The sequence below is a fragment of the Parafrankia sp. EAN1pec genome (genome assembly GCF_000018005.1).
Lineage (GTDB): Bacteria > Actinomycetota > Actinomycetes > Frankiales > Frankiaceae > Parafrankia > Parafrankia soli.
Map to the genome: position 1 here is coordinate 6,122,344 of NC_009921.1, position 22,258 is coordinate 6,144,601.

16 protein-coding genes and 3 pseudogenes are annotated in these 22,258 nt (G+C 74.8%); 9 read left to right on the forward strand and 10 right to left on the reverse strand.

Annotated elements, in window-relative coordinates; all coding sequences use genetic code 11:
• Window positions 1-207 precede the first annotated feature (207 nt).
• The 7 genes and pseudogenes from dinB to FRANEAN1_RS25100 form a co-directional block, all read right to left on the reverse strand.
• Window positions 208-1,470, reverse strand: coding sequence for a DNA polymerase IV (gene dinB, locus FRANEAN1_RS25075; protein WP_020462586.1), 1,263 nt, complete (start codon window positions 1,468-1,470; stop codon window positions 208-210).
• Between the two features lie 9 nt (window positions 1,471-1,479).
• Window positions 1,480-1,701 carry a hypothetical protein gene (locus tag FRANEAN1_RS25080; protein WP_041254786.1) on the reverse strand — a complete coding sequence of 74 codons (222 nt, stop codon included), beginning with the start codon at window positions 1,699-1,701 and terminating at the stop codon, window positions 1,480-1,482.
• Between the two features lie 99 nt (window positions 1,702-1,800).
• Window positions 1,801-1,938, reverse strand: coding sequence for a hypothetical protein (locus FRANEAN1_RS41525; protein WP_020462587.1), 138 nt, complete (start codon window positions 1,936-1,938; stop codon window positions 1,801-1,803).
• Window positions 1,939-1,971: 33 nt separating this feature from the next.
• Window positions 1,972-3,314, reverse strand: a pseudogene (gene tnpB, locus FRANEAN1_RS25085) (IS607 family element RNA-guided endonuclease TnpB).
• Window positions 3,311-3,541, reverse strand: a pseudogene (locus FRANEAN1_RS25090) (IS607 family transposase); the annotation flags it as partial. The pseudogenes tnpB and FRANEAN1_RS25090, both read right to left, overlap by 4 nt.
• 162 nt (window positions 3,542-3,703) lie before the next feature.
• Window positions 3,704-4,132 (reverse strand): SAV_6107 family HEPN domain-containing protein, encoded by a 429-nt coding sequence (locus FRANEAN1_RS25095; protein WP_041256512.1) that lies wholly within the window; start codon window positions 4,130-4,132, stop codon window positions 3,704-3,706.
• A gap of 261 nt (window positions 4,133-4,393) precedes the next feature.
• Window positions 4,394-5,209, reverse strand: a complete 816-nt coding sequence (locus tag FRANEAN1_RS25100; RefSeq protein WP_020462590.1) for a hypothetical protein — start codon at window positions 5,207-5,209, stop codon at window positions 4,394-4,396.
• A gap of 295 nt (window positions 5,210-5,504) precedes the next feature.
• On the opposite strand from FRANEAN1_RS25100, the gene FRANEAN1_RS37425 reads away from it, so the two are divergent.
• The 7 genes and pseudogenes from FRANEAN1_RS37425 to crtI (FRANEAN1_RS25135) all read left to right on the forward strand — a co-directional run bounded on the left by FRANEAN1_RS37425 (window position 5,505) and on the right by crtI (FRANEAN1_RS25135) (window position 17,498).
• Entirely contained in the window at window positions 5,505-9,545 is a 4,041-nt protein-coding gene (locus tag FRANEAN1_RS37425) for a BTAD domain-containing putative transcriptional regulator (protein WP_020462591.1), read from the forward strand.
• A 1-nt stretch (window position 9,546) separates the two neighbouring features.
• Window positions 9,547-10,332: a hypothetical protein gene (locus FRANEAN1_RS25110; protein ID WP_020462592.1), complete on the forward strand. Its 786-nt coding sequence runs from the start codon at window positions 9,547-9,549 to the stop codon at window positions 10,330-10,332.
• A gap of 331 nt (window positions 10,333-10,663) precedes the next feature.
• Window positions 10,664-13,183, forward strand: coding sequence for an FAD-binding oxidoreductase (locus FRANEAN1_RS25115; protein WP_020462593.1), 2,520 nt, complete (start codon window positions 10,664-10,666; stop codon window positions 13,181-13,183).
• A 91-nt stretch (window positions 13,184-13,274) separates the two neighbouring features.
• Window positions 13,275-13,886, forward strand: coding sequence for a GNAT family N-acetyltransferase (locus FRANEAN1_RS25120; protein WP_020462594.1), 612 nt, complete (start codon window positions 13,275-13,277; stop codon window positions 13,884-13,886).
• Window positions 13,887-13,981: 95 nt separating this feature from the next.
• Complete coding sequence (locus tag FRANEAN1_RS25125) at window positions 13,982-14,815, forward strand: carotenoid biosynthesis protein (RefSeq protein WP_020462595.1); 834 nt, start codon at window positions 13,982-13,984, stop codon at window positions 14,813-14,815.
• 134 nt (window positions 14,816-14,949) lie between these two features.
• Window positions 14,950-15,555, forward strand: a pseudogene (locus FRANEAN1_RS44040) (glycosyltransferase family 2 protein); the annotation flags it as partial.
• A gap of 410 nt (window positions 15,556-15,965) precedes the next feature.
• Window positions 15,966-17,498 carry a phytoene desaturase family protein gene (gene crtI, locus FRANEAN1_RS25135; protein ID WP_041254787.1) on the forward strand — a complete coding sequence of 511 codons (1,533 nt, stop codon included), beginning with the start codon at window positions 15,966-15,968 and terminating at the stop codon, window positions 17,496-17,498.
• Here crtI (FRANEAN1_RS25135) and FRANEAN1_RS25140 read toward each other — a convergent pair.
• The gene (locus FRANEAN1_RS25140; protein WP_020462598.1) at window positions 17,482-18,249 is read right to left on the reverse strand and encodes a CDP-alcohol phosphatidyltransferase family protein; all 768 of its coding nucleotides are present in this window, start codon (window positions 18,247-18,249) and stop codon (window positions 17,482-17,484) included. The genes crtI (FRANEAN1_RS25135) and FRANEAN1_RS25140 overlap by 17 nt on opposite strands.
• Here FRANEAN1_RS25140 and FRANEAN1_RS25145 point away from each other — a divergent pair.
• On the forward strand, window positions 18,212-18,463 hold the full coding sequence (locus tag FRANEAN1_RS25145; RefSeq protein ID WP_041254788.1) for a hypothetical protein: 252 nt from the start codon (window positions 18,212-18,214) through the stop codon (window positions 18,461-18,463). The genes FRANEAN1_RS25140 and FRANEAN1_RS25145 overlap by 38 nt on opposite strands.
• Window positions 18,464-18,532: 69 nt before the next feature.
• Here FRANEAN1_RS25145 and metF read toward each other — a convergent pair whose 3' ends face one another.
• Together metF and FRANEAN1_RS25155 are read right to left on the reverse strand one after the other, a co-directional pair.
• Window positions 18,533-19,435 (reverse strand): methylenetetrahydrofolate reductase [NAD(P)H], encoded by a 903-nt coding sequence (metF, locus tag FRANEAN1_RS25150; RefSeq protein ID WP_041254789.1) that lies wholly within the window; start codon window positions 19,433-19,435, stop codon window positions 18,533-18,535.
• Window positions 19,436-19,536: 101 nt separating this feature from the next.
• Complete coding sequence (locus FRANEAN1_RS25155) at window positions 19,537-20,223, reverse strand: hypothetical protein (protein WP_083788327.1); 687 nt, start codon at window positions 20,221-20,223, stop codon at window positions 19,537-19,539.
• A 343-nt stretch (window positions 20,224-20,566) separates the two neighbouring features.
• Here FRANEAN1_RS25155 and crtI (FRANEAN1_RS25160) point away from each other — a divergent pair, with 343 nt between their 5' ends.
• Window positions 20,567-22,087, forward strand: coding sequence for a phytoene desaturase family protein (gene crtI, locus FRANEAN1_RS25160; RefSeq protein WP_020462601.1), 1,521 nt, complete (start codon window positions 20,567-20,569; stop codon window positions 22,085-22,087).
• Window positions 22,088-22,258: the final 171 nt, after the last annotated feature.

Below are 22,258 nucleotides of genomic sequence, written 5' to 3' on the forward strand. Positions count from 1 at the left end.
GAATAGGCATGTGCGGGGCCGAGGCGGTAGGCAACAGGTCATGCTGTGTCCAAGCCGGTTCGAACCCACTCCGACCAGAGCTATTCGGCGTACTGGGCTCCTGCCCGGGCCAGCGGGGTTCATGCCATGCTCATCGTACGATCATGCCGTTCGGTGATCGTGGCCGCGGCCGTTCCAGGGGCGTTCGAGCCTTCCAGGACACCGGGTTCACATTCGGTCGGGCCCCCACTCACGGGGAGGAGCCGGGCGCCGCGGGCGGTCGGGCAGCAGCGACGCGGGCCGGACGGACTCCTCCCCGAACCGCCGGCGGGCGCCGTCGGTGGCCCGGTCGACCTCGGCCCAGCCTGACGGCCGCTCGTCGAACGCCAGTTGGTGGCTCGTCCGCCCGGCGGCGGACAGCCGGGCCGCCCGCACCCCGAGCAGGCGCACCAGCGGGCGGGATGTGGCCCTGAGCTCGTCGAACAGCTCGCCCGCGGTGCGGTAGATCACCCAGGTGACGTCGGTCGGCTCGGCGAGGGTGCGAGCCCGCGTGACGGTGCTGAAGTCGGCATGCCGGACCTTGATCGAGATGTTGCGGCCGGCCTGGCCCCGGGCCCGCAGGCGGGCCGCGACGCGCCCGCTGAGGCGGAGCAGCTCCCGGGCGAGCCGCTCGGGGTCGGCCAGGTCGGCGGAGAAGGTCTCCTCGGCGCCGACGGACACGTCGACGCCGTCGGGCTCGACGCGGCGGTCGTCCCGCCCGTGCGCGAGCGCGTGCAGGTGGCCGCCCGCGCCCGCTCCGAGGGCGCGCCGCAGCGTGTCGGCGGGCGTGCGCGCAATGTCGCCGATCGTGCGTATCCCCAACCGGGTCAGCGCCTGCTCCGTCCGCGGCCCGACCCCCCACAGCGCCGCGGTCGGCAGCGGGTGCAGGAAGGCGAGGACCTCGTCGGGGGGCACCACCAGCAGGCCGTCCGGCTTGCACCGGGCTGAGGCGATCTTCGCGACGAACATCGACGGCGCCACCCCCACCGAGCAGGTCAAATCCTGTTCGGTCGCGATCCGGCCGCGGATGGCCCGCGCGATGTCGACCGGGGTGCCGAACAGCCGCCGCCCGCCGCCCACGTCGAGGAACGCCTCGTCGAGGGAGATCGGCGCGACCAGCGGCGTCACGTCCCGGAAGACGTCCATGATCGCACGGGAGACCTCGCGGTAGCGGCCGTGATCGGCGGGGACGACGACCGCTGTGGGGCACAGCCCGCGGGCCCGCGCCATCGGCATGGCGCTGCGCACCCCGAAGGCCCGAGCCTCGTAGGTCGCGGAGAGCACCACACCCCGACTCCCCCCGCCGACGATCACCGGCCGGCCCCGTAGCTCGGGTGCGTCCCGTACCGCGATGGAGGCGTAGAAGGCGTCCATGTCGACGTGCAGGATCCGACTGTCGGACGGCCCTGCCCCGCCGGGCTCCAGTGGGGCGGGCTCCGGCGGGGGCTTCACCGCGGGCCGTCAGCGCGGCAGCAGGAACCCGATGACCAGGCCGACGGCGAGGCTGCCCACCGAGAGCCCGGCGACCCGTACCAGCCAGGTGTTCCGTCCTCTCTCCATCGGCCGCGCCCGCCCGGACGGCCCCGCCGCCGGCCGCCGCCCCACCACGGGCCGCCAACGCGCCAAGGGCGGCTTCGGCACCGCCCGGCCGGCGCGCCGCTCGTCCACACCAGCGACCACCACCGAAAACCACCACCCTCAGTAATCATCAAACCCCAAGCTGTAACCGATGGTGACCGAACGTGGGTCTCGACGCAAGAGTGGGCCGTCATCAGTGGGGCGTCATCGGAAGTCCCTGGAGCGCCCGCCCACCGCCAGCGGCAGCGGCAGCGGCAGCAGCAGCAGCAGCAGCAGGCTCTCGACGATCATGTCCACCACGCCTTCCGCGCTCTCCAGCCGGCCGCGCACGATCAGTGCCACCGCCGTTGCATGTGAGCGCCTGGTAGCGCCCGGTCATGCCGCCTCGCCTCTCGGTGAGGCACCCCCGGTCTGACCCGCTCGCACGGGGTCATGCCCACGGTGCCGGGTTCCCGCTTCCCAGCCACCCGCCCAGCAGGCTGGGTCCTACGGTCGGCTCCACGGGCGTTTTCCGTCTCCGACGTACTGGCGGCGACGAGGTTGCGCAGGTTGATCGCGGCGTTCAGGTCGCGGTCGATCACCAGCCCGCAGGACTGGCAGGCGAACGTGCGGTCGGCCGGGGTGAGGCTTGGGTTTCGCCAGCCACAGCCGGAACAGGTCTTACTCGACGGATACCACCGGTCCGCGACGACGAGCCGCGATCCGTACCAGACGGTCTTGTAGGTGAGTTGGCGCCGGATCTCGGCCATCCCGGTGTCCGAGACCGCGCGGGCGAGCCGGCGGTTACGGACCATCCCGGCGACATGCAGATCCTCGACCACGATCACGTCGTGGTTCTTCGTGAGCCGGGTGGTGAGCTTGTGCAGCCCATCGCGCCGCTGGTGGGCAATGTGGGCGTGCAGGTGGCCCAGTGCGGCAGCGCGCTGGCGGCGGCCGGCACTGCCCGGCTTCGAGCGGGCACAGGCCCGGGACGCAGTGCGCAGCCTGCGCAGCGAGCGGGTGAGTGGCCTGGGGTTGTCGACCTGCTCACCGGTCGACAGGACAGCGAGGTGCTTCACTCCCGCGTCGACACCGACCGCGCCGCCCGCACGTTGGCGGGCCGACGGGTTCTGGGGGATCTCACGATCGATCTCGACGGTGAACGCCACGAACCAGCGGCCCGCCGTGCGCGACACGGTCGCACCGAGCAGCCGGGCGGACCCGGCCGCCAACCGGCCGGTGAGCGCACCCATCGCCTCGTGGACCTTGACCCGGCCCAGGCGGGGCAGCTTCACCTGTAGGTTGCTGGCCGGGCCGTAGGCGCCGGTCGTGTACCGGAACGAGTCGCGGGCCCTGCCACGCTTCTTGAACCGGGGGAAACCGACCCGCTTCCCCTTCCGCTTCCCCGTGCGGGAATCAGTGAAGTTCTTCAACCCGCGGGCGAGCTGGTCGAGGCCGGACGAGTACGCCTCCTTCGAGCACGCCGACCACCACGGGGCGACGGTGCTCTTGGCCTCGTTCCAGGCGAGGCGCAGCGCGGGCAGCGTCCACGGCACCGGGGTGAGCATGTCCCCGGTCAGGCCGTAGGACTGCTCGGCGTCTCGCTGCGACAGGGCGGCTTTCACCCGGGCCAGACCCCAGTTGAACACGAACCGGGCCGCCCCGGCATGACGCCGCAGGTCGGCAAGCTGCGCCTGGTTCGGGTCGAGTGCGAACCGGTACGCCTGGAGAACCTTCACCGCACGTCCCCGGTAGCGGCAGCCACCGCGCGGGCAGCCCGGTCCGAGGCGTCCCGGGGGCCATAGAGCCGGGCGCACATCAACGTCAGGATCTCCGTCATGTCCCGGACAAGGCCGTCGACCTGGTCGGCCGGGTCGACGACGACAAGTCTGCGACCTGACGCGGCAAGCGCCGCCTCGACAGAGCCGACGCCGAACCGGGCGAACCCGTCACGACGCTCGACGATGTCAGCCCGCCGACCCGGCGGGCCGGGACCGGCAGCTCGCCCTCAAGGAACCACTGACGCGCAGTGGAATACCTGACCCCGTTCACAGCCGCCCACTCCTTGAGATTCACACCACCACACAGCGCCACTCAGCGCTAACTGGCACTCAACTGACAACAGTTTTCAACCCCACGGGGACGCGGCCTGCGCCAACGAGGGCTGGGAGGGCACGCCGAGCGCCGCCTCGACGAGCCCGAGGAAGATCTCCACCTGGCGGACGAGGTCGTCGGCGTCCCTGGTCGTCACGACGGCGAGCCCGGCCTCGGCCGCGGCCCGCCGCCCGGCACCCGCGGCGAAGAACGCTGACCACTCCTCGAGCTCGGGGGCCACCAGCGCGAGCAGCCGCCACGCGCTCACCGGGCGGCCCCGACGACCCGGGCGGGGCTGCGCGCGGGCGGCGAGAACGGCGGCCGCGGCCCGCAGGGCGGCGAGATGCGCCAACGCGTAACGCTCAGCCGCCGGGCGGGTGAAGGCCGCCTCGGCCAGCCCGCGCCGGGCCGAGGTGAGGAGCTCGTCCCGGGAGCGCCGCGGGAGCCCCGAGGCGGGGAGCATCGTCCGGCCCGGAAGCTGCCCGGGGACCGGCCCGCGCGGACCGGGACCGTCGTGACGGCTCACCGTGCCCTGGCGGCCCACCGCGCTCTGGTCGCCGGCCACTCCGAACCCACTGACAGTGCTTCGCCGAACCGCACCCACTGGGATCACCTCTCCGATGCCGAACCGCGTGATGCCGAACCGCGTGATGCCAGATCACGTGATGCCGGGCCACCCCGACATCGAACGCATGTTCGAAGATAATCCCGGTCCGGCCGGCCGTCAACCCGCTGGCGTGGCGCGCCACCCGGACGGGTCGAGATCGGGGTAGGCGGGCGCCGGAGGCACCGGGTCGTCCTCCAGCAGCAGGAGGAACCAGCCGAGCAGCACGAGCACCGTGACCTCGGGCACCCAGCCCCGGCGCGGGTCGGCCACCGTCCCGGCGCCGAAGTCCGGGCGGGCCACCGGCGGGCGATGGCGCGTCAGGTCGGACGGGTCCACCAGAACGATCGCGACCCCGTCGTGCGCGAACCGGACCACGTTGGCGTTCTTCCAGCCGACGAATCCGCGCTCGAAGACGTACCCGGCGGCCCGGCGGCGCGGGCGCAGCCAGCGCAGCGTGGAGCCGTCCGCGAGGTCGACCAGGCCGCCCCGCGGCCGGGGCCGGAACGCGGCGAGCGGCAGCCGCGCCACCGGGTCGACCACCCGCACCCCCACACCGTCGAGGTCCGACTCCAGCCGGAGCGGGCGGCCGGCGGCCATGAGCTCCACCCCGCCGTCCCGATGCCACCTCTCGAGGACGGCCGCCCGGTCACCGCGCACCCACACCTGGTTGCGGGTGCCCGACACGAAGTCGTAGCCCACCTCCAGCGGCAGCAGGCCGTCGAGCCGCGCGGCGAGGCCGGGCGCCACCCCGCGGCGGCCCGCGCAGGCCCCCTCGGCACCCGCCCGGCCCGCCTCCACCCGACTCACGTCAGCCCGGTCCGCGGCCGCCCGCCGCGCGCCGCCGTCACGGCGGCGGTGATCCGGTGCCTCGTCCGCTCCGCCGCGGGACGCACCCGTCACCGCTCCGATGCCCGAGAACTCGAAGATCGACATGATCGACACCCTCCCTCCAGCCACCGCGGGACCCCGAACACCCCCCGCCGAAATGCGCGGCGGCCCGGTATGGCTCTCGTCAACGAGTGCACCCCGGACCGATCAACAACCGGTACACACCCGATCACGACTGCCGTTGACCCGGAGTTGAAAGCGTCGAATCGCACGCGCGACGATTCCGCGGTTGTCCCGGTGTCCGCCACGGCCCGCCGCGGGAAAGGCAGAATCAGAAGGACGAACACCGCCGGCGCACCGCACCACACCGGCGGCGGCCACATTCGCCCGAGAGGACCAGATGCCCGATCCGGACCGGCTCCAGTTCGCCGTCCTGGGGCCGTTGGAGGTCACCGCGGGCGGTGTTCCCGTCGTGCTCGGCGGCACCCAGCGAAAGGTGCTGCTCGCGGCGCTGCTGCTCGAGGCCGGGCAGGTGCTGTCCACCCAGCGCCTGATCGAGGTGATCTGGAGCGAACCAGCCCCGGAAAGGGCACTCGCCACCCTGCGGACACACGTCAGCGAGCTGCGCCGCCGGCTGGAGAGCCCCAGCTCAGCCCAGGTACTCATCCGCCGGGGAGCCGGTTATCTGCTCGATGTGGGGCCGGCGCAGATCGACGCCGAACGCGCCCGGCGGCTGTTGGAGCAGGGCCGGCGCGCCATCGAGGACGGCGACCCGGTCAGCGCCATCGCGCCGTTGCAGGAGGCGCAGGCGCTCTGGCGCGGCCAACCGTTGGTCGATCTCGTCGACTATCCCTTCACAACGGGCTACGTCGAAAAACTGACAGAGCTTCACCTTGACATCCAGAAGACGCGAATCTCAGCCGATCTGTCGCTGGGCCGACACCGCGAGGTCATCGGTGATCTGCGGATGCTCGTCACGAGACATCCGCACGACGACGGGCTGCGCCGGGAGCTTGTTCTCGCCTTCTACCGCGACGGCCGCACCGAGGACGCCGCCCGGGCCTGCCGGGAAGGCCTTGAGGCACTCCACGATCTCGGTCTGGAATCCCCGCTGCTGCAACGGCTCCAGGAAGACGTCCTGCGCGCCGATCCGGGCCTGGCCTGGACTCCGCCACGTGCGCTGGGCCGGCCGGTGTCGGCGCCGCCCACCGGGCAGGGCGTCTACCAGCTCCCGCCCGACATCGAGGAGTTCACCGGCCGCGACACGATCCGGGGCCAGATCCTGGCCACCCTCACCGACCCGGTGGCGGGCGCGAAGGGGACGGTCGTCGCCGCGATCGCCGGCAAGGCCGGGGCGGGGAAGACCGCGCTCGCGGTGTACGTGGCCCACCGCGTCCGCGCCCAGTTCGCTGACGCCCTGTACGTGGACCTGCGCGGCACCACCGAACCGCTTGACCCGCACCGCGTGCTGGGCCGCTTCGTCCAGGCGATGGGGGTGAGCCGGGCCGCGGTTCCCTCCGACCCCGACCATCTGGTCGAGGTGTACCGGTCGCTGCTGGTCAACCGCCGGGTGCTGATCCTGCTGGACAACGCGGCGAACGAGGCGCAGATCCGCCCGCTGCTCCCGACCAGCCCCGGCAGCGTGGTCATCGTCACCAGCCGCTCGCGGATGCACGGGCTGACCCCCTCCTACTGGATGGTCGACGTCCTGCACCCCGGCGATGCCGTGGAGCTGCTCTCCAAGGTGGTCGACGAGCGGCGGGTGAGCGCGGAGCCGGAGGCGGCACGCGACATCGTGGGGCTGTGCGGGTACCTGCCGCTCGCCATTCAGATCGCGGGGCGCAAGCTGGCCGCCCACCCGCACTGGCGGCTGACGCGGTTGGCCTCCCGGCTGGCCAACGAGCGGGACAGGCTGTCCTGGCTGGAGGCGGGCGACCTCGAGGTCCGTGCCAGCTTCGGGCTCAGTTACGAGGGCCGCCCCGCCGACGAGCAGCGGGCGTTCCGCCTGCTGGCGCTGCCCGAGCTGGCCGACTTCGCCCCGTGGGCCGCCGCCGCCGTCCTGGACGTCGGCCTGGACGAGGCCGAGGACGTCGTGGACCGCCTCGTCGACGCCCAGCTGCTCGAACGCCGCGGTGTCGACCGGGCCGGCACCGAGCGGTACCGGTTCCACGACCTGCTCCGGGTCTTCGCCCGGGAAAAGAACGAGGCGTCCGCCGGCGCGGCCCACCCCACCGTCCCCCCGGGCCCGGGCTTCACCCGGACGGCGACCACCGACGTCCCGCGCGCCGCCCCCACAGGCACGGACACCGGAGCGGCGCCGGCAGCCCAGGTGCCGCGGCTGGCTCCCGAGCACGCGCAGGCCCTCGACCGGCTGCTGTACGCCTATCTGGCGGTGCTGCGCGGCGCGGTCGACGAGTTCGCGCCGGGCACCGCGCGCACCATCGAGCCCGCCGCCCACACCCCCGCCGCGGGCGGCTCCGGTGGACCGGGCCACGCCGTCGACCCGGACGTGGTCGCGGCGCTCACCGCCCAGCCGCTGCTGTGGTTCGGCGGCGAGCGGGTCAACCTGCTGGCCCTCGTCGACCAGGCGCACCGGCACGGCCTCGACGAGCCGACCTGGCTGCTCGCGATCGAGGCCGCCGAGTTCTGCGCCTTCGGCGCGCACTGGTCGGACTGGGAGCGGATCCACACCCTCGCGCTCGCGGCGGCGCGGCGGCGCGGCAACCGGCTGGCCGAGGCGGTCCTGCTGTGCGGTTTGGGTGAACGCGACATCACCCTCGCCTTCGAGCACGCCTTCTGGCGGCTGGACGCGCCCGGTGCCGACAACGACGGGGAGCCGGCGGCCGTCCTCGGTGCCCGCGCCGCCGACCACCTCGACCTCGCGACCGAGCGCCTGGAACGTGCCCGTTCGATCTTCGTCGAGTACGGCGACGCGCTCGGCGAGGCCCGCACCCTGCACGGGCTGGCCGACGCCGCGCGCGGGCGCGGGGACGCCGAGGGCGCGGTGGAGCACTTCGAGCAGTGCCTGGCGCTGACCCGCCGCGGCGGCGCGCGGCGCGCGGAGGCCGAGGCGCTGATCTGCCTGGCGATGGCGCACGGCGACCGCGACGAGCTGGGCGAGGGCATCACCTGCCTGTCGATCAGCCTGTCGATCGCGCGCGAGCTGACCAGCCGGTCGCTGGAAGCCCTCGCGCTGCGCCGGCTCGGCGACCTGCACCGGCACCGGCCGGAACGCGCCCTGGCCCACTACAACGAGAGCCTGCCGCTGCTGAGCGCGCTGCCCGACATCCTGTGGGAGCCGCGGATCCTGGTCCGGCGGGGCGACATCCTGGCGCGCCTCGACGATCATCTCGCCGCGCGCCGGTCCTGGCAGCAGGCGGTCACCCTGCTGCGCCAGCACGGTTCCACCGAGCTCGCCGCGGCCGAGTCGCGGCTGGCCCGCCCGGCGAGCACCGCGCCGACCCAGTTCGCCAGCGGCCGGCTGCTCGGCGACTTCGACCCGGCCTACTTCATCGGACGGGTCGCCACGAGCCGGCGCAGCGTCCGCCTGCTCAACACGTGGACGGACCTGCTGGCCCCGGCGCACGTCGAGGCCTTCGCCGAGGCTCTGCTCACCGCGGTCGACGCGGGGGCGATGGTGCAGATCCTGCTCCTGGACCCCGGCTCCCCGCCCGCGGCCGGCCGGGCCGAGGACCTGCTGCACAGCATCGACGTCCCGAATGTGATCAGGGCGAACCTGCGCGTGCTCGACACCGTGCGGGCGCGGCTGGTCCCCGCGCTGCGGCCCCGGCTCTCCGTGCGGATCTATGGCGACCAGCCACTGACGACCTACCACCGGTGGGACAGCGGGGCCCTGATCTCGACCTTCCCGTTCGGCCACTCGTCGGCCGCCACGACCCAGCACGAGGCGGCGATCTCCTCGACCCTCGTCCAGTTCGTCGAGCAGCACTTCGAGAAGATCTGGCATCCCGACCGCAGTGTCAGCCTCGACGACTATCTCCGGGTCCCGCTGCGCATCCTGCGCACCGACGGCCCCGACCGGGACGCCCGCACGATTCAGGCGAGGTACGCGCGGCTGGGCGACACGGTCTACCTGGCCGACGAGGAGCTGACCCGGCTCGTCCACGACGGCGGCGCCGACGGCCTCGTCACCGAGATCGGCGGCACCGGCCGTCACCCGCTCACCGAGCTGCACCGGTGCCGGGTCGTGCCGGCCTGGGAGGGGCGTGACGGCGCCGCGGACGCCTTCGCGAAGAAGTACGGCCCGCAGACCACGGCCCCCGCGCCGGACGGCCCGCCGCTGCGGCTCGCGCCGATGCGCCCCCCGCCGCCCGCGCCCACTCCGCACGCCGGCGGCCGGGCCGCCGCCGGCCCGGCGGCTCCTGGCCCAGCGGGCCCTGGGCCAACGGGCCCGCTGCCGTCGCCCCGATCGGTGCCGTGACGTGCTCGTCACCGTCGACTTCTGGCACGTCCCGCGCCGGCGGGCGGGGCACGCCGCCGCGCGCATGGCACTCGACCGGCCCACGCTGCGGCGGACGTCCGGGCTGGCGTTCGGCAAGCTGCTGGGCACCGGCTCGGGCCACCGGTTCACCCCGCTCGACGCCGACCCGCTGCGGTGGGCGCTGCTGGCGGTGTGGGACACACCCTCGGCGGCCCGGGACTTCGAGCGCTCCAGGACAATCCGGTCATGGGCCGGCATCGCGGACGAGCGCTGGCGGGTGGAGCTGCGCCCGGTGGCCTCCCGGGGGCGGTGGTCGGGCCGTGCGCCGTTCGGGGGCCGTCCCGGTGGCCCGGCGAGCCACCGCCGCCCCGACGGCGAGCACCGTGGAAGACACAGCGGGGAACACGGCGGGGGGCCGGTGGCGGCTGTCACCCGGGCCCGGCTCGCGCCGCGGCAGGCCATGGCGTTCTGGCGGGCCGTCCCGCCGGTCGCGGCGCAGCTGCGCGGCGCCGGCGGGCTGCTGTTCGCCGCGGGCATCGGCGAGGCGCCGATCGGCCTGCAGGGCACCTTCAGCCTGTGGCGGGACGTCACGGCGCTGCGCGCGTTCGCCTACCAGGGGCCGGCGCACGCCGCGGCGGTGCGGCGGACCCCCGCGGCAGGCTGGTACGCCGAGGAGCTGTTCGCCCGTTTTGTCGTGCTGGGCTCACGCGGGACGATCGGGGGTGTGAACCCGCTCGACATCCCGCCGTCCGCCGGGAAGGCCGATCATCCTTTGACAACCCGTTGAAGATCCTGCGCGAATGTGGGTCCCGCCGAGGCCCGGGCCGACTCCCGCGCACGCGGACGCCGACCGGACTGACGCCGGCAGGACGGCCGGCGACGGGACGGCCGACGACGGGACGGCCGGCGCCCGGCGCGCCCGGTGCCCCTGGGCGCCCACCGCCCCGTGCCTCCACCACCCCATGTCCCAGCATCCCGTGCCCCAGCGTTCCCCGCTCTGTTCCCGCGCCGTCCCCCCGCTGTCCGTTTCCCGCTCCGTTCCCACCGACCACGCACCGCCGCCGACCACGACGGTCGCGGCCGGCCGCGTTCGATCCAACCCGGGTGGCGTAACTCGCATGCCAAGGTCCCTCGACCCCTCCGCCCCGCTCGCCGCGCGCGGGAGACCGGCCGGGAGCACCACCGACGCCGCCCCGGCCGGGCGGCGGACCCTCATCGCGACGGCGGTGACCGCCCGGGTCGCCGGGCTGGCCACCCGGGCCGGCGCGGTGCTGCTCCCGGAGCTCGCCGGACGGCCCGCGGACCTGCCCGCGGCGCTGACCGAACACCGGCCGCACACTCTCGTCGTCGGGGCCAACCACGTTCCGGGCGACGCGCTGCACCGGTGGGCGCAGGCCATGCGGAGGACACCGGACCGGCGCGCGCTGGCGGTGATCCGCCGCGGGACGTCACTGGCCGAGATCGACACCGACGCGGCCGCGGAGCTCGGCGTGACCGTACGCAACACCCCGGAGGTCAACGCCCGGCACGTCGCCCGGTTCATGGCGGACGAGCTCCTCGCGCCCCGCCGCGCCGCGGGCCACCGCCCACGGCCGCCGACGGTGGGGCTGATCGGCAGCGGTGACATCAACAGCCGCGTCGCGCGCGAGGCGGTGGCCCGCGGCCACGACGTGATCGTGTACAGCCCGTCGCTGGCCGCCGGCGCCGGCGCCCTCGACCGCTGGCTGGCGGCCAGGCAGCTGCCGGCGGGACGCATCCGGGCGGCCCGGGACGTCGAGTCCGTGCTCGACACGGCCGACCTGCTCGGGCTCGCCGTCCCGCTGACCACGGGCGGGGAGCATCCCACCGCCGGCCTCATCGGGGCCGAACGGCTCAAGCGGTTCGGCGGCCACCGGATCGTCTCGGTGTGCGAGCCCGACGTGTTCACCGGGCAGGCGCTGACGGCGGCCTTCGACCAGCTCGATCTCGAGGTCGTCCTGGACAACGCCCCACGGCTGTTGGACCCGGTGCGAGCGCTGCTGGCGGGCCGGTACGACTCGGACGACCCGCGGCGGGCGCGGCCCGGCTTCACCCTCGTGTCGGCCGCGATGCGCGCGCCGGAGTGCGCGGCCGATCTCGACCAGGCCGTCCTGACCGTCCTCGCCCGCCTCGATCTCGACGACCGGCGGGAGCTCCCGCGCCCACCCGCCGGGCCGAGCCGGGACGAGGCCGAGGCCGTCGTGGTGGTCGGCGGCGGGATCGTGGGCCTGAGCGTGGCACTGCGGCTACACGAGGCCGGGCGGCGGGTCGTGGTCCTCGACGCGGCGCCGGCCGACCGCCGCCGGGTCGACGAGCAGGGCACCACCTTCGCCGGCACCAACGGACGTCACCTGTCGACGACCGAGACTCTGCCGCACGCCGACGCCACCCGCGCCGGGGTCCTCGCCCGGACCCCGACGGATGGCGGATGGCGGCTGCGCCCGCCGGAATCGCTCTCGGCGCCCGAGGCCGCCTGGGCCGAGGCGTTCGAGCAGTTCACCGACCGGCCGGGGATGCGCGCCCTCGCCACCGAGGCGGTGATCGCGCTCAATCGGCTGGGGCTGCGGCGGTGGGAGGAGATCTTCCGGGCCCGTCCCGACGACCTCGGCGCCTGCCTGCGGGGGAACCGGCTGGCCCGGGTCTACCTCGACGACGCCGGGCTCGCCGCCGGCCGCGCGCTGCAGACCCAGGCGAACGACGACACCACCGACCTGGACGCCGCGGCGATCCGCCGGCACTGGCCCGCCCTCGCCGCGGGGCTCGGCGCCGGACCCGACTGTCGGACCGACAGCGGAGCCGGCAGCCGGTCCGGCGGCGGGGCCGTCGAGGTCGACGGGTGCGCCGTGGCCGTCCACGACCTGGCCGGTGCGCTCGCCGACCTGCTGCGCGGCCGGGGCGTGCCGGTCGTCGCGTCGGCCGCGGTCCGCGGGCTGCGGCCCACCGGCGCGGCGGTCGAGGTGGAGCTCGGCGACGGCACGGTCGTGCCGGCCGGCCGGGTCGTCCTCACCGTCGGCGGCCGTGACCTGTACCGGCTGCTCGGGGGGCGCTGGCCCGACGCCGGCTGCGTCGCCAACGTGCTCGGGGTGTCGCTGACCCTGCCGAACCCGGGCGTGGCCCGACCGTTGAAGATCCACGCGGGCGATCCGCTCGGTGTGATCAACGTGACGCCCGCCGCCGACCAGTCGGTGATCCACGTCAGCGGTGGCTTCGGGTACCTCGGCCTGGCGTCCTGGCGCGGCGCGCGCCTCGTCCCGGCCGACAGCGACACCGAAGCGGGCGGCGGTGGCGTGGCAGGGGCCGTCGAGGAGCTCGTCACAGCACTCATCGTGGCCATCGGCGATCTCTTCCCCGCGCTGCGCGGGCCCGACGGGCGGCTGGACGTCCGCGAGGTGCGCACCTGCGAGCGGCCGATGACCGCGGACGGCCTGCCGGTGGTCGACGCCCCGGCGGAGCTCGGCGGGCGGATCGTCGTCGCGGCCGGGACGAACGCGGGCGGAGCCGTCCAGGCGCCGGCCCTCGCGGATTTGGTGGCCGACCTGCTCGACGGCCACCCGTGGTGGGCACAGCTGGCCATGGCCGGTGACCGGACCGGGCTGCCCGTCGGCGGGGGTCGGCTATAGCACTGTTTGCCAGACCCGTTCCGGCCGACGGGCAGTGGCCTCGCGCCGCGCGTTATCGTCGGATGGCCCGGCGCGACAGGAGGCAAGGCTGTTGACCGACGTCCGAATCGTGCGGTGGTCACCGGCCCGGATGCGGGCCCGGCTCGACGACGTCATCGCCGTGTACAAGACCGCGTTCCTCGACCACCACGAGGATGACCCGGTGCGCGCCGCCCGGGACAGGGCGACGCACGCGCGCCGTCACTTCGACCGCCGCGACCTGCGTGCCGTCGCCGCGGTCACCCCGGACGACGAGCTGGTCGGCATGACCTACGGCCTGCCCGGCAAGAACGGCCAGTGGTGGCACGACGTCGTCGCCGGCGCGCTGCCGGAGGGGACCGCGGCGCACTGGCTCGCCGACTGCCTCGAGGTCGTCGAGCTGCACGTGCTGCCCGGTTACCAGGGCCGCGGCATCGGCCGTGACCTGCTGCGGGAGCTGCTGCGGGACGTCCCGCACCGCACGGCGGCGCTCTCCGCGCTCGAGCTGCCCGGCAGCCGCGCGCGCCGGCTGTACGCCAGCGAGGGATTCGTGCCCCTGCTGTCGCACTTCCAGTTCCCCGGAAGCGGCACCGAGTACGCCGTGCTCGGCAAGGAGCTGCCCGGGCGGGACGCCGACGACCCACCGCGCTCCGCTCCGGCAGGCCAGCCCGCCCGGGTGCCGTGAGCCGGTCGGGACCAGCCGGTTCCGGTCCACCTCCGGCCGCCCCGGTGGGGCGGGCCGATCCACCTCCGGCCGCCCCTGCGGGGCGGGCCGCGGCCGTGCTGCCCTGGCTCGCCACCGCGGTGGCCGTCGCGCTCCAGATCACCTATCCGCTGACCTCCGGGGACAGGCGGGCGGCCGTTACGGTGCTGTCGGTCCTGGCCTTCCTCGCGGCAGCGGTGAGCCATGCGGCCGCCGTCCACGGGCCCGCGTGGGCCGCGGTCGCGACGGCGCTGGCCGCCGGCACCGGCCTGCTGGCCGAGTCGGTCGGCCTGCGTACCGGCTGGCCGTTCGGCCACTACGCGTACGGCTCCGCGCTCGGCCCCGATGTGGCCCGCGTCCCGGTCGTCGTGCCGCTGGCCTGGGCGATGATGGGCCTGCCAGCGCTGGTGCTCGGCCGCCGCTGCGCCCGCTCGCTGGTGCGGGCACCGACCGCGCGCTGGGCAGTGACAGCCTGGGCAGTGACAGCGCTGGTCGGCGGCGCCACGCTCACCGCCTGGGATCTGTTCCTCGACCCGCAGATGGTCGCCGAGGGCTACTGGGCGTGGTCCTCCGGCGGTCCCGCGCTCAACGGCATCCCGCTCAGCAACGCGGCCGGATGGCTGCTCGTCGGCACGCTGCTCACCGGCGCGCTGGCCGCCCTGCCCGCCACCGTCCGGACCGCCACCGCCGCGCCCTCCGCCGACCGGGTGCCGATGGCCCTGCTTGGCTGGACCTGCGCCTCGTCGGTGCTGGCCAACCTCGCCTTCTTCGGCCGTCCCGGGGTGGCGCTCGCCGGCGGTGCCGCGATGGGCTCACTGCTCGGCCTCGCCGTGCTGCTCGGCCACCGCGACGCGGCCCGCGGGTGGGCCGGCACCGCCCGCGAACGGGACCTGGCACGCTCTGAGCTGTGAACGGGGACAGACTGGCAACGGCGCTGGTGCGTTCCGGGGCGGCCGGAGCCGTCGCCGTCGCGGCGCACACGGCGGTGAACGCGGCACTGCTGCGCGTCCCGGCGCCGGCCGTCCCGGTGCGGGAGCGGGTCAGCGTGATCCTGCCCGTGCGGGACGAGGCGGCGCGGGTGCGCACCTGCCTGACTGCTCTGCTCGGCTCCCGCGACGTCGCCGACCTCGAGGTGATCGTCTACGACGACGGCTCGACGGACGGCACGGGCATGATCCTGCGCCGGCTCGCCGAGCGGGACCGGCGCCTGCGGGTGCTGACCGGGCCGGAGCCGCCGGACGGCTGGCTGGGCAAGCCCCACGCCTGCGCCCGGGCGACGCGCCAGGCCACCGGCACCGTGCTGGTCTTCGTCGACGCCGACGTCGCCCTCGCCCCGGACGGCCTCGCCCGGGCCGTGGGCCTGCTGCGCGGATCGGGCCTGGACCTCGTCTCGCCCTACCCGCGGCAGGTCGCCGTCGGGGCGGCCGAACGGCTCGTGCAGCCGCTGTTGCAATGGTCGTGGCTGGCGCTGCTCCCGCTGCGCGCCGCCGAGAGCTCCGCCCGCCCGTCGTTGGCCGCGGCCAACGGCCAGTTCCTCTGCGTGGACGCGGCGGCCTACCGCCGGGCCGGCGGGCACGGCGCGGTCGGCGGCGCCGTACTGGACGACATCGAGCTGCTGCGCGCGGTCAAGCGCTCCGGCGGGCGCGGTGTGGTCGCCGACGGCACCGAGCTGGCGGTCACCTGGATGTACGACGGCTGGCAGCCACTGCGGGACGGCTACGCCAAGTCGCTGTGGGCCGCGGGCGGCACCCCGGCGGCCAGCGTGGGTCAGCTGGCCGTGCTCGGATGGCTCTTCGTCGGCCCGGCGGTCGCCGCGGCGCGCGGGTCACGCGCGGGGCTCGTCGGCCTGCTGGCCGGCACGGTGAGCCGGCTGATCGCGGCCCGGCGCACCGGCGGCCGCGCCTGGCCGGACGCGGCGGCCCATCCGGTCTCTGTCTGCCTGCTCGGCTACCTGACGGTGCTGTCCTGGTGGCGGCACCGGCACGGCACCATCCGTTGGAAAGGCCGCGCGCTGAACGGGCCACCGACCGGGAGCGGACGACCGCGCATAGGCTCGGAGCCGTGGCGACGGTCGTCGTGGTCGGGGCGGGCGTCGGCGGGCTCGCCGCCGCCGCTCGGCTCGCCGCCGCCGGGCACCGGGTCACCGTCTGCGAGGCGGCGGAGCGGATCGGCGGCAAGCTCGGCTGGTACGAACGCGACGGCTACGGGTTCGACACCGGCCCGTCCCTGCTGACGATGCCCGAGGTGTTCGAGGAGCTGTTCGCCGCCACCGGCGGGCCGCTCGGCGCGCAGCTCACGCTGCGCCGCCTCGACCCGATCGCCGCCTACCGGTTCGCCGACGGGACGGCGGTGACCGCGCACGCCGACGACGCCGCGTTCCACGCGGAGCTGGACGCGAGGCTGGGCGCCGGGGCCGGGGCCCAGTGGCGGCGCCTCGACGAGCGCGCCCGCCGGGTCTGGGCGGTGTCCGAACAGCCCTTCCTGCGCAGCCCGGTCTCGGCCGCGGCGCTGGCACGGACCGCCGCGCGCCGCCCGCTGGGGCTGGTCACCGTCGCGCCCGGCACCACCCTGCGCGGTATCGGGCGCCGTCACCTCACCGATCCGCGGCTGCGCATGATGCTGGACCGGTACGCGACCTACACCGGCTCGGATCCGCGCCGGGCGCCGGCCGCGCTGGTCACGGTCCCGCACGTGGAGCGACGGTTCGGCGGCTGGTACGTCCCGGGCGGGCTGCGGCTGCTCGGGCAGGCGATCGCCGAGCGGGCGGCCGAGCGCGGCGCGGTGATCCGCATCGGCGCGCCGGTCGCGCGGATCACCCGCACGCCGGGGGGGTGGGTGGACGGCGTCCGCCTGGCCGACGGAACGCTGCTGGGTGCCGACCTGGTCGTGTCCGACGTCGACGCGGCCCGGCTCTACGACGGCGCACCTCCCGCAGCGCCCGGGCGGGCCGGCCCGCGCCCGCTCGTCGACCATCCGGCCAGCCGGCGGCGGATCCGGCGGCTGGCGCCGTCGCTGTCCGGTTTCGTCCTGCTGCTGGCACTGCGCGGGCGGACGCCGGGCCTGGCCCACCACACCGTGCTGTTCCCCGCCGACTACGAAGACGAGTTCAACGCGGTCTTCGGTGGCCGGCTGGCCTGGGATCCGACCGTCTACATCGCCGCGCCGGACGACCCGGCGACCGCGCCGCCGGGCGACGAGGCGTGGTTCGTCCTGGTGAACGCCAGCCCGCACGCCGCCGCCACTGCCGCTGCCGGCCCGCGGGGTCCCGGTGTGGACTGGGACCGGCCCGGGCTCGCCGACGCCTACGCCCGCCGCATCCTCGAGGTGCTGGCCTCACGTGGGCTCGACGTCCGCGCCCGGGTGCGCTGGTACCGGACGATCTCGCCGGCCGACCTCGCACGCGCGACCGGCGCCGTGGGCGGCTCGATCTACGGCGTGTCCTCCAACGGGCCGCGGTCGGCGTTCCTACGCCCGCGCAACCGCTCGCCGGTACCCGGGTTGTTCCTGGTCGGCGGCTCGGCCCATCCGGGCGGCGGGCTGCCGCTGGTCACGCTCTCCGCGAAGATCGTCGCCGATCTCATCGGCCCGGCCTGACCCCGCCGCCCGCCGACAGCGCCGACCGCACCGAGACGAGGTACTGGACGAGCCCGACGACGCACACCACCAGCGTGGCCGCCGCGGCGACCGTGACCACCGCGGCCGCATGTGCTGGGACGGCCCCGGCCAGCGCGAGACCCACCGCCGCGAGAATGATCCTGGTCGGCCGCTCCCCCACCGTCACGGTGCCGATCTCACCGTGCCCGGCACCGGCCGCGCGGGCCCGCACGTACTCGAGCATCATCATCGCGCCGCCCGCCGACACGACCAGCGCGACCGGTGCCCCGACCAGCCAGAGCGCGAGCAGGTGGCAGGCGTCGCAGACCCGGTCGGCGGCCGAGTCGAGCACGTAGCCCCAGCTCGTCACCCGGGCGCGCAGCACGGCGACCGCGCCGTCGAGATTGTCCAGCAGGCCGCCGGCCACGACGACGAGTGGGCAGACCAGCACCCAACGGCCTCCCGCCCATGCGGCGGGAATCACCGGCGTGGTCGCGGCGATCGTCGCCGCCGTCACCGCGCCCGGACTAACGCCGGCCGCGGCCAGCGGCCTGGCCAGGCGATACACCAGATCGAGCCAGATCCGGATCATGCGCGCGCCACTTCGGGGGTCGTACCCGCCGTGTAGCGCGGCCCATTCGACCAGGTAGGTGTCTCGATCGGGTATCGGGGTGCGCACACCGTCCATCGTGCCCGCGCCGTAGAGTTCCGTCGTGGTATCCGACCAGCCGACCGGTGTCGTCGAGTCCATCGAGGACCTGGACCCCGATCACGTTTTCAGCGCGCACCGTGACCAGGTGATACTGGCCGTGCGCATCACCCCGGTCTTCAACGCTCTCGATCTCGGTCTGGTCACCGCCGTCATCGACGCGGCGAACCACGCGGGATTCGCGCTGGTGCGGGAACAGACTTTCCGCGACGAATGGCTACTCTGCGTCTTCGACGCATACGAGGAACAGGACTGAACCGCCACGCCGCCCGCCGCCGCGCGCCCCGGCCGGACGGGAGCGCGGCCACAGGCCACAGGCGGATCGTCAGCGGCCCAGGGACTGGTAGATCTCACGCGTCGCGCTGGAACGGTTCAGCGTGATGAAGTGCAGCCCTGGCGCGCCGCCGGCGAGCAGCCGCTCGGAGAGCTCCGTGGCGACCTCGACACCTATCGCCCGGACCGCGGCGGGGTCGTCCGCGACCTCATGCAGACGGGCCGCGAGATCCGCCGGGAAATCCGCGCCGGAAAGCTGCGCCATGCGCTCGATCTGGGCCACATTGGTAACCGGCATCACACCCGGAATGATCGGTGCGTCACAGCCGAGCCGCCGTACGCGTTCGACCAGCCGGAAATAGTCGTCGGCACCGAAGAAGAACTGAGTGATGGCGAAGTCGGCGCCCGCGTCCAGCTTTCGCACCAGGAATCGCGCGTCGGTCTCCAGATCCGGCGACCGCGGGTGTTTGTCCGGGAAGGCGGCGACGCCGACGCAGAACTCCCCGAGGGAACGGACGAGCCGCACGAGCTCGTCGGCGTGCCCCAGGCCGTCGGGATGACGCACCCATTCCGCCTGCGGGTCGCCCGGCGGATCGCCCCGCAGCGCCAGCACGTTGCGCACGCCCGCGCCGGCGTAGCCGCCGATGACCTGGCGCAGCTCGCCCACCGAGTGGTTCACCGCGGTCAGGTGCCCGATGGGCGTCAGCGTGGTCTCGGTGGCGATGCGCTCGGTGACCCGGATGGTCCCGTCCCGCGTAGAACCGCCGGCTCCGTAGGTCACCGACACGAAGGTCGGGTGCAGGGCCTCGATCTCACGCAGCGCGGTCCACAGATGCCGCTCGCCCTCGGTCGTCTTCGGTGGGAAGAACTCGAAAGAGAAGGAGGTACGTCCGGAGGCCAGGCACTCGGCCACCGTTGGGGTCGACATCCGAGTCGTGCTCCCGGCCGCCGTCATGAGAGGGACCCTGTCATGCAGAAGAGAGTAATCCGGCGGCGACCCGCACCCCGGACAGGGCCTGCCGGGCCCGTGTCGACCACCGCGGCGCCGGGTCGGCGCTAGATCCGCACCGGGCCGCGCGGTGACGCGGGCCTGATCCTGATCCTGCCGGCGACGCTGCGGGCCAGCACCCGGCGCGCGGCACCCGGCACGCTCGGCAGGTCGACGACCGCGGACTGCGGGTTCCCGGCCTCCGCCTCGACCCCGTACTCGTCCTCGGGCAACACGAGGGTCACCATGCCGTCCTCGCTGACCGCGGACAGGTCGTCCGGCGGGCCGTCGAAGTGCAGGTTGACGTCGCCGGTCCGGCTACGGGCGCTGACCCGCGCGCCGGAGAGCTCCCGCCCGGTGATGCCGCCGCCCTCGGTGACCAGCACCAGGTCACCGGCGGAGCCCCAGAGGGTGATCTCCCCCATCCGGACCTCGGCCCGGGCCTTCGTCCCGCGCGGCAGCTTCAGCCGGGCCAGCACCTCGCTCGTCCGTCCGTCGATCCGCAGCACACCGCCCGAGCGGGTCATGGTCGGCCTCGCCCGCCCGGGTCGACGGCGCGCGAGGATCTCGACGGCGACGTCCGACCGGTCGTACTCGCCGATCTCGACCCGGCCGGCGGCGAGCCGGACCTCCACGGACGTCACCTCGTCGACCGTGCGCTCGAGCCGTTCCGGCGGCATCCGGAGCAGGATGAGAGCGCTGCCGGTCACCACCAGCAGCGCGACGCCGAGCGCGACGACGACGAGATCAGACACGACACCTCCGCACGACCTCCGCACGCGGCGACCCCACCGGGTCGCCGATCAGGACGGTCGAACGCTACCCGCTACCGCCGGCACCGGGCGCCGGCCCGAGGTCCCGTCCGCGGTGAGATGTTCGGCGCACGGCCGCCCCTGGCCCGCCCCGGGCGGCGGTCCAGGGCTCCCGCCGCGCGGCGGTCACCGGGTGGGCGCCGGGCCGTCCCACCGAGGTGGCCCCACCGACGGGGCCGCGGCGGCGGGGCCATCGGCGGCGGGCGGAGCGGAGGCCCGCTCGGGCCCGGTGAGACCGTACCCACCCGAGCGGTGGACGGCCGGGCGGGTGCAGAGAGGACCTCCGATGCGAACAGTGACCGGGCCGACGGACCACGTCGTCATCGTCGGAGCCGGGCTGGGCGGACTTTCGGCCGCGCTCCGGCTGACCGGCGCGGGCCGGCGGGTCACCGTCCTGGAACGTGACGACACCCCCGGTGGGCGCGCGGGGTCGCTGCGGCTGGGCGGCTACCGGTTCGACACCGGGCCGACCGTGCTCACCATGCCGGACCTGGTGGCGGACGCGCTCGACTGCGTGGGCGAGGACCTCGGCCGGTGGCTGCCACTGCGCCGCCTCGACCCGATGTACCGGGCCCGCTTCGCGGACGGGTCCGTGCTGGACGTCCGCGCCGACCCGGAGCACACCGAGCAGGGGGTGCGGGAGCTGTGCGGGCCGGCCGAGGCGGCCGGATTCCGTGACTTCACCCGGTTCGCGACCCGCATGTTCCAGGCGCAGATGCGCGACTTCATCGACGCCCAGGTCGACTCGCCGCTGGCGCTGATGCGGCCCTCGCTGGCCCGGGTGGCGGCGCTCGGCGGGTTCCGCCGCCTGGACACCGTGGTCGGACGGTACCTTCGCGACCCGCGGACCCGGCGGCTGTTCTCCTTCCAGGCGATGTACGCCGGGCTCGACCCGCACGAGGCGCTCGGGCTGTACGCCGTGATTGCCTACATGGACTCGGTGGCCGGCGTCTTCCACGCCGACGGCGGCCCGCACGCGGTCGCCGCGGCCATGGCCGGGGCGGCGGCCCGGCACGGGGCCACCTTCCGCTATGGCACCGAGGTGAACCGGGTGGAGGTCCGCGGCGGGCGGGCGGTCGCCGTGCACACGACCGCCGGCGAGCGGGTGCCGGCGGACGTCGTGATCCTCAACCCGGACCTCCCGGTGGCCTACCGTGACCTGCTGCCCGCCTCCGCCACCCCGGCGCGGCTGGACCGCCTGCGGCACTCGCCGTCCTGCTTCCTGCTGCTCGCCGGTGCCCGGGGCGCCCACCCGTCCGGCGCGCACCACACGATCCACTTCGGCGGCGCGTGGCGGCGCACCTTCGACGAGATCATTCGACGCGGGGAGCTGATGAGCGACCCGTCGTTCCTGGTGAGCACGCCGTCGGTCACCGAGCCGGCGGCCGCGCCGGCGGGCGGGCACAGCTACTACGTCCTGTTCCCCACCCCGAACCTGACCGCGCCGCTGGACTGGTCGGTCCTCGGCCTGCGGTACCGCGACGAGGTCGTCGCCACGCTGGAGCGTGCCGGCTACCCCGGGTTCGGGACGTCGATCGACGTCGAGCAGGTGACCACCCCGGCGGACTGGCGGGCCCGTGGGATGGCCGCCGGCGCGCCGTTCGCGGCGGCGCACACCTTCCGCCAGACCGGCCCGTTCCGGCCGTCCAACCTGGCGCCGGGACTGGCCAACGTGGTGTTCGTCGGCAGCGGAACCCGGCCGGGGGTGGGAGTTCCGATGGTGCTGATATCGGGCCGGCTGGCCGCCGAGCGGGTTCTCGGCCGTGATCGTGGCTACCGCACGCGGACACTGAGGGCTATTCCCTGACGCCGCAATGTGTCATTGAGCGTTCGGGGCGTCACCCGGGTTTCGTGTCCCCGGAGTTTCGGCGCGGTATTAGGTGAGAACTTCCTGAAGGGCACCTTAGAAGAGGCTTCCGGCCACACTGTCCCGAGTCCGTTGGCACTCGATTCCGCACAGCGTCTGGGAGGATGGCGC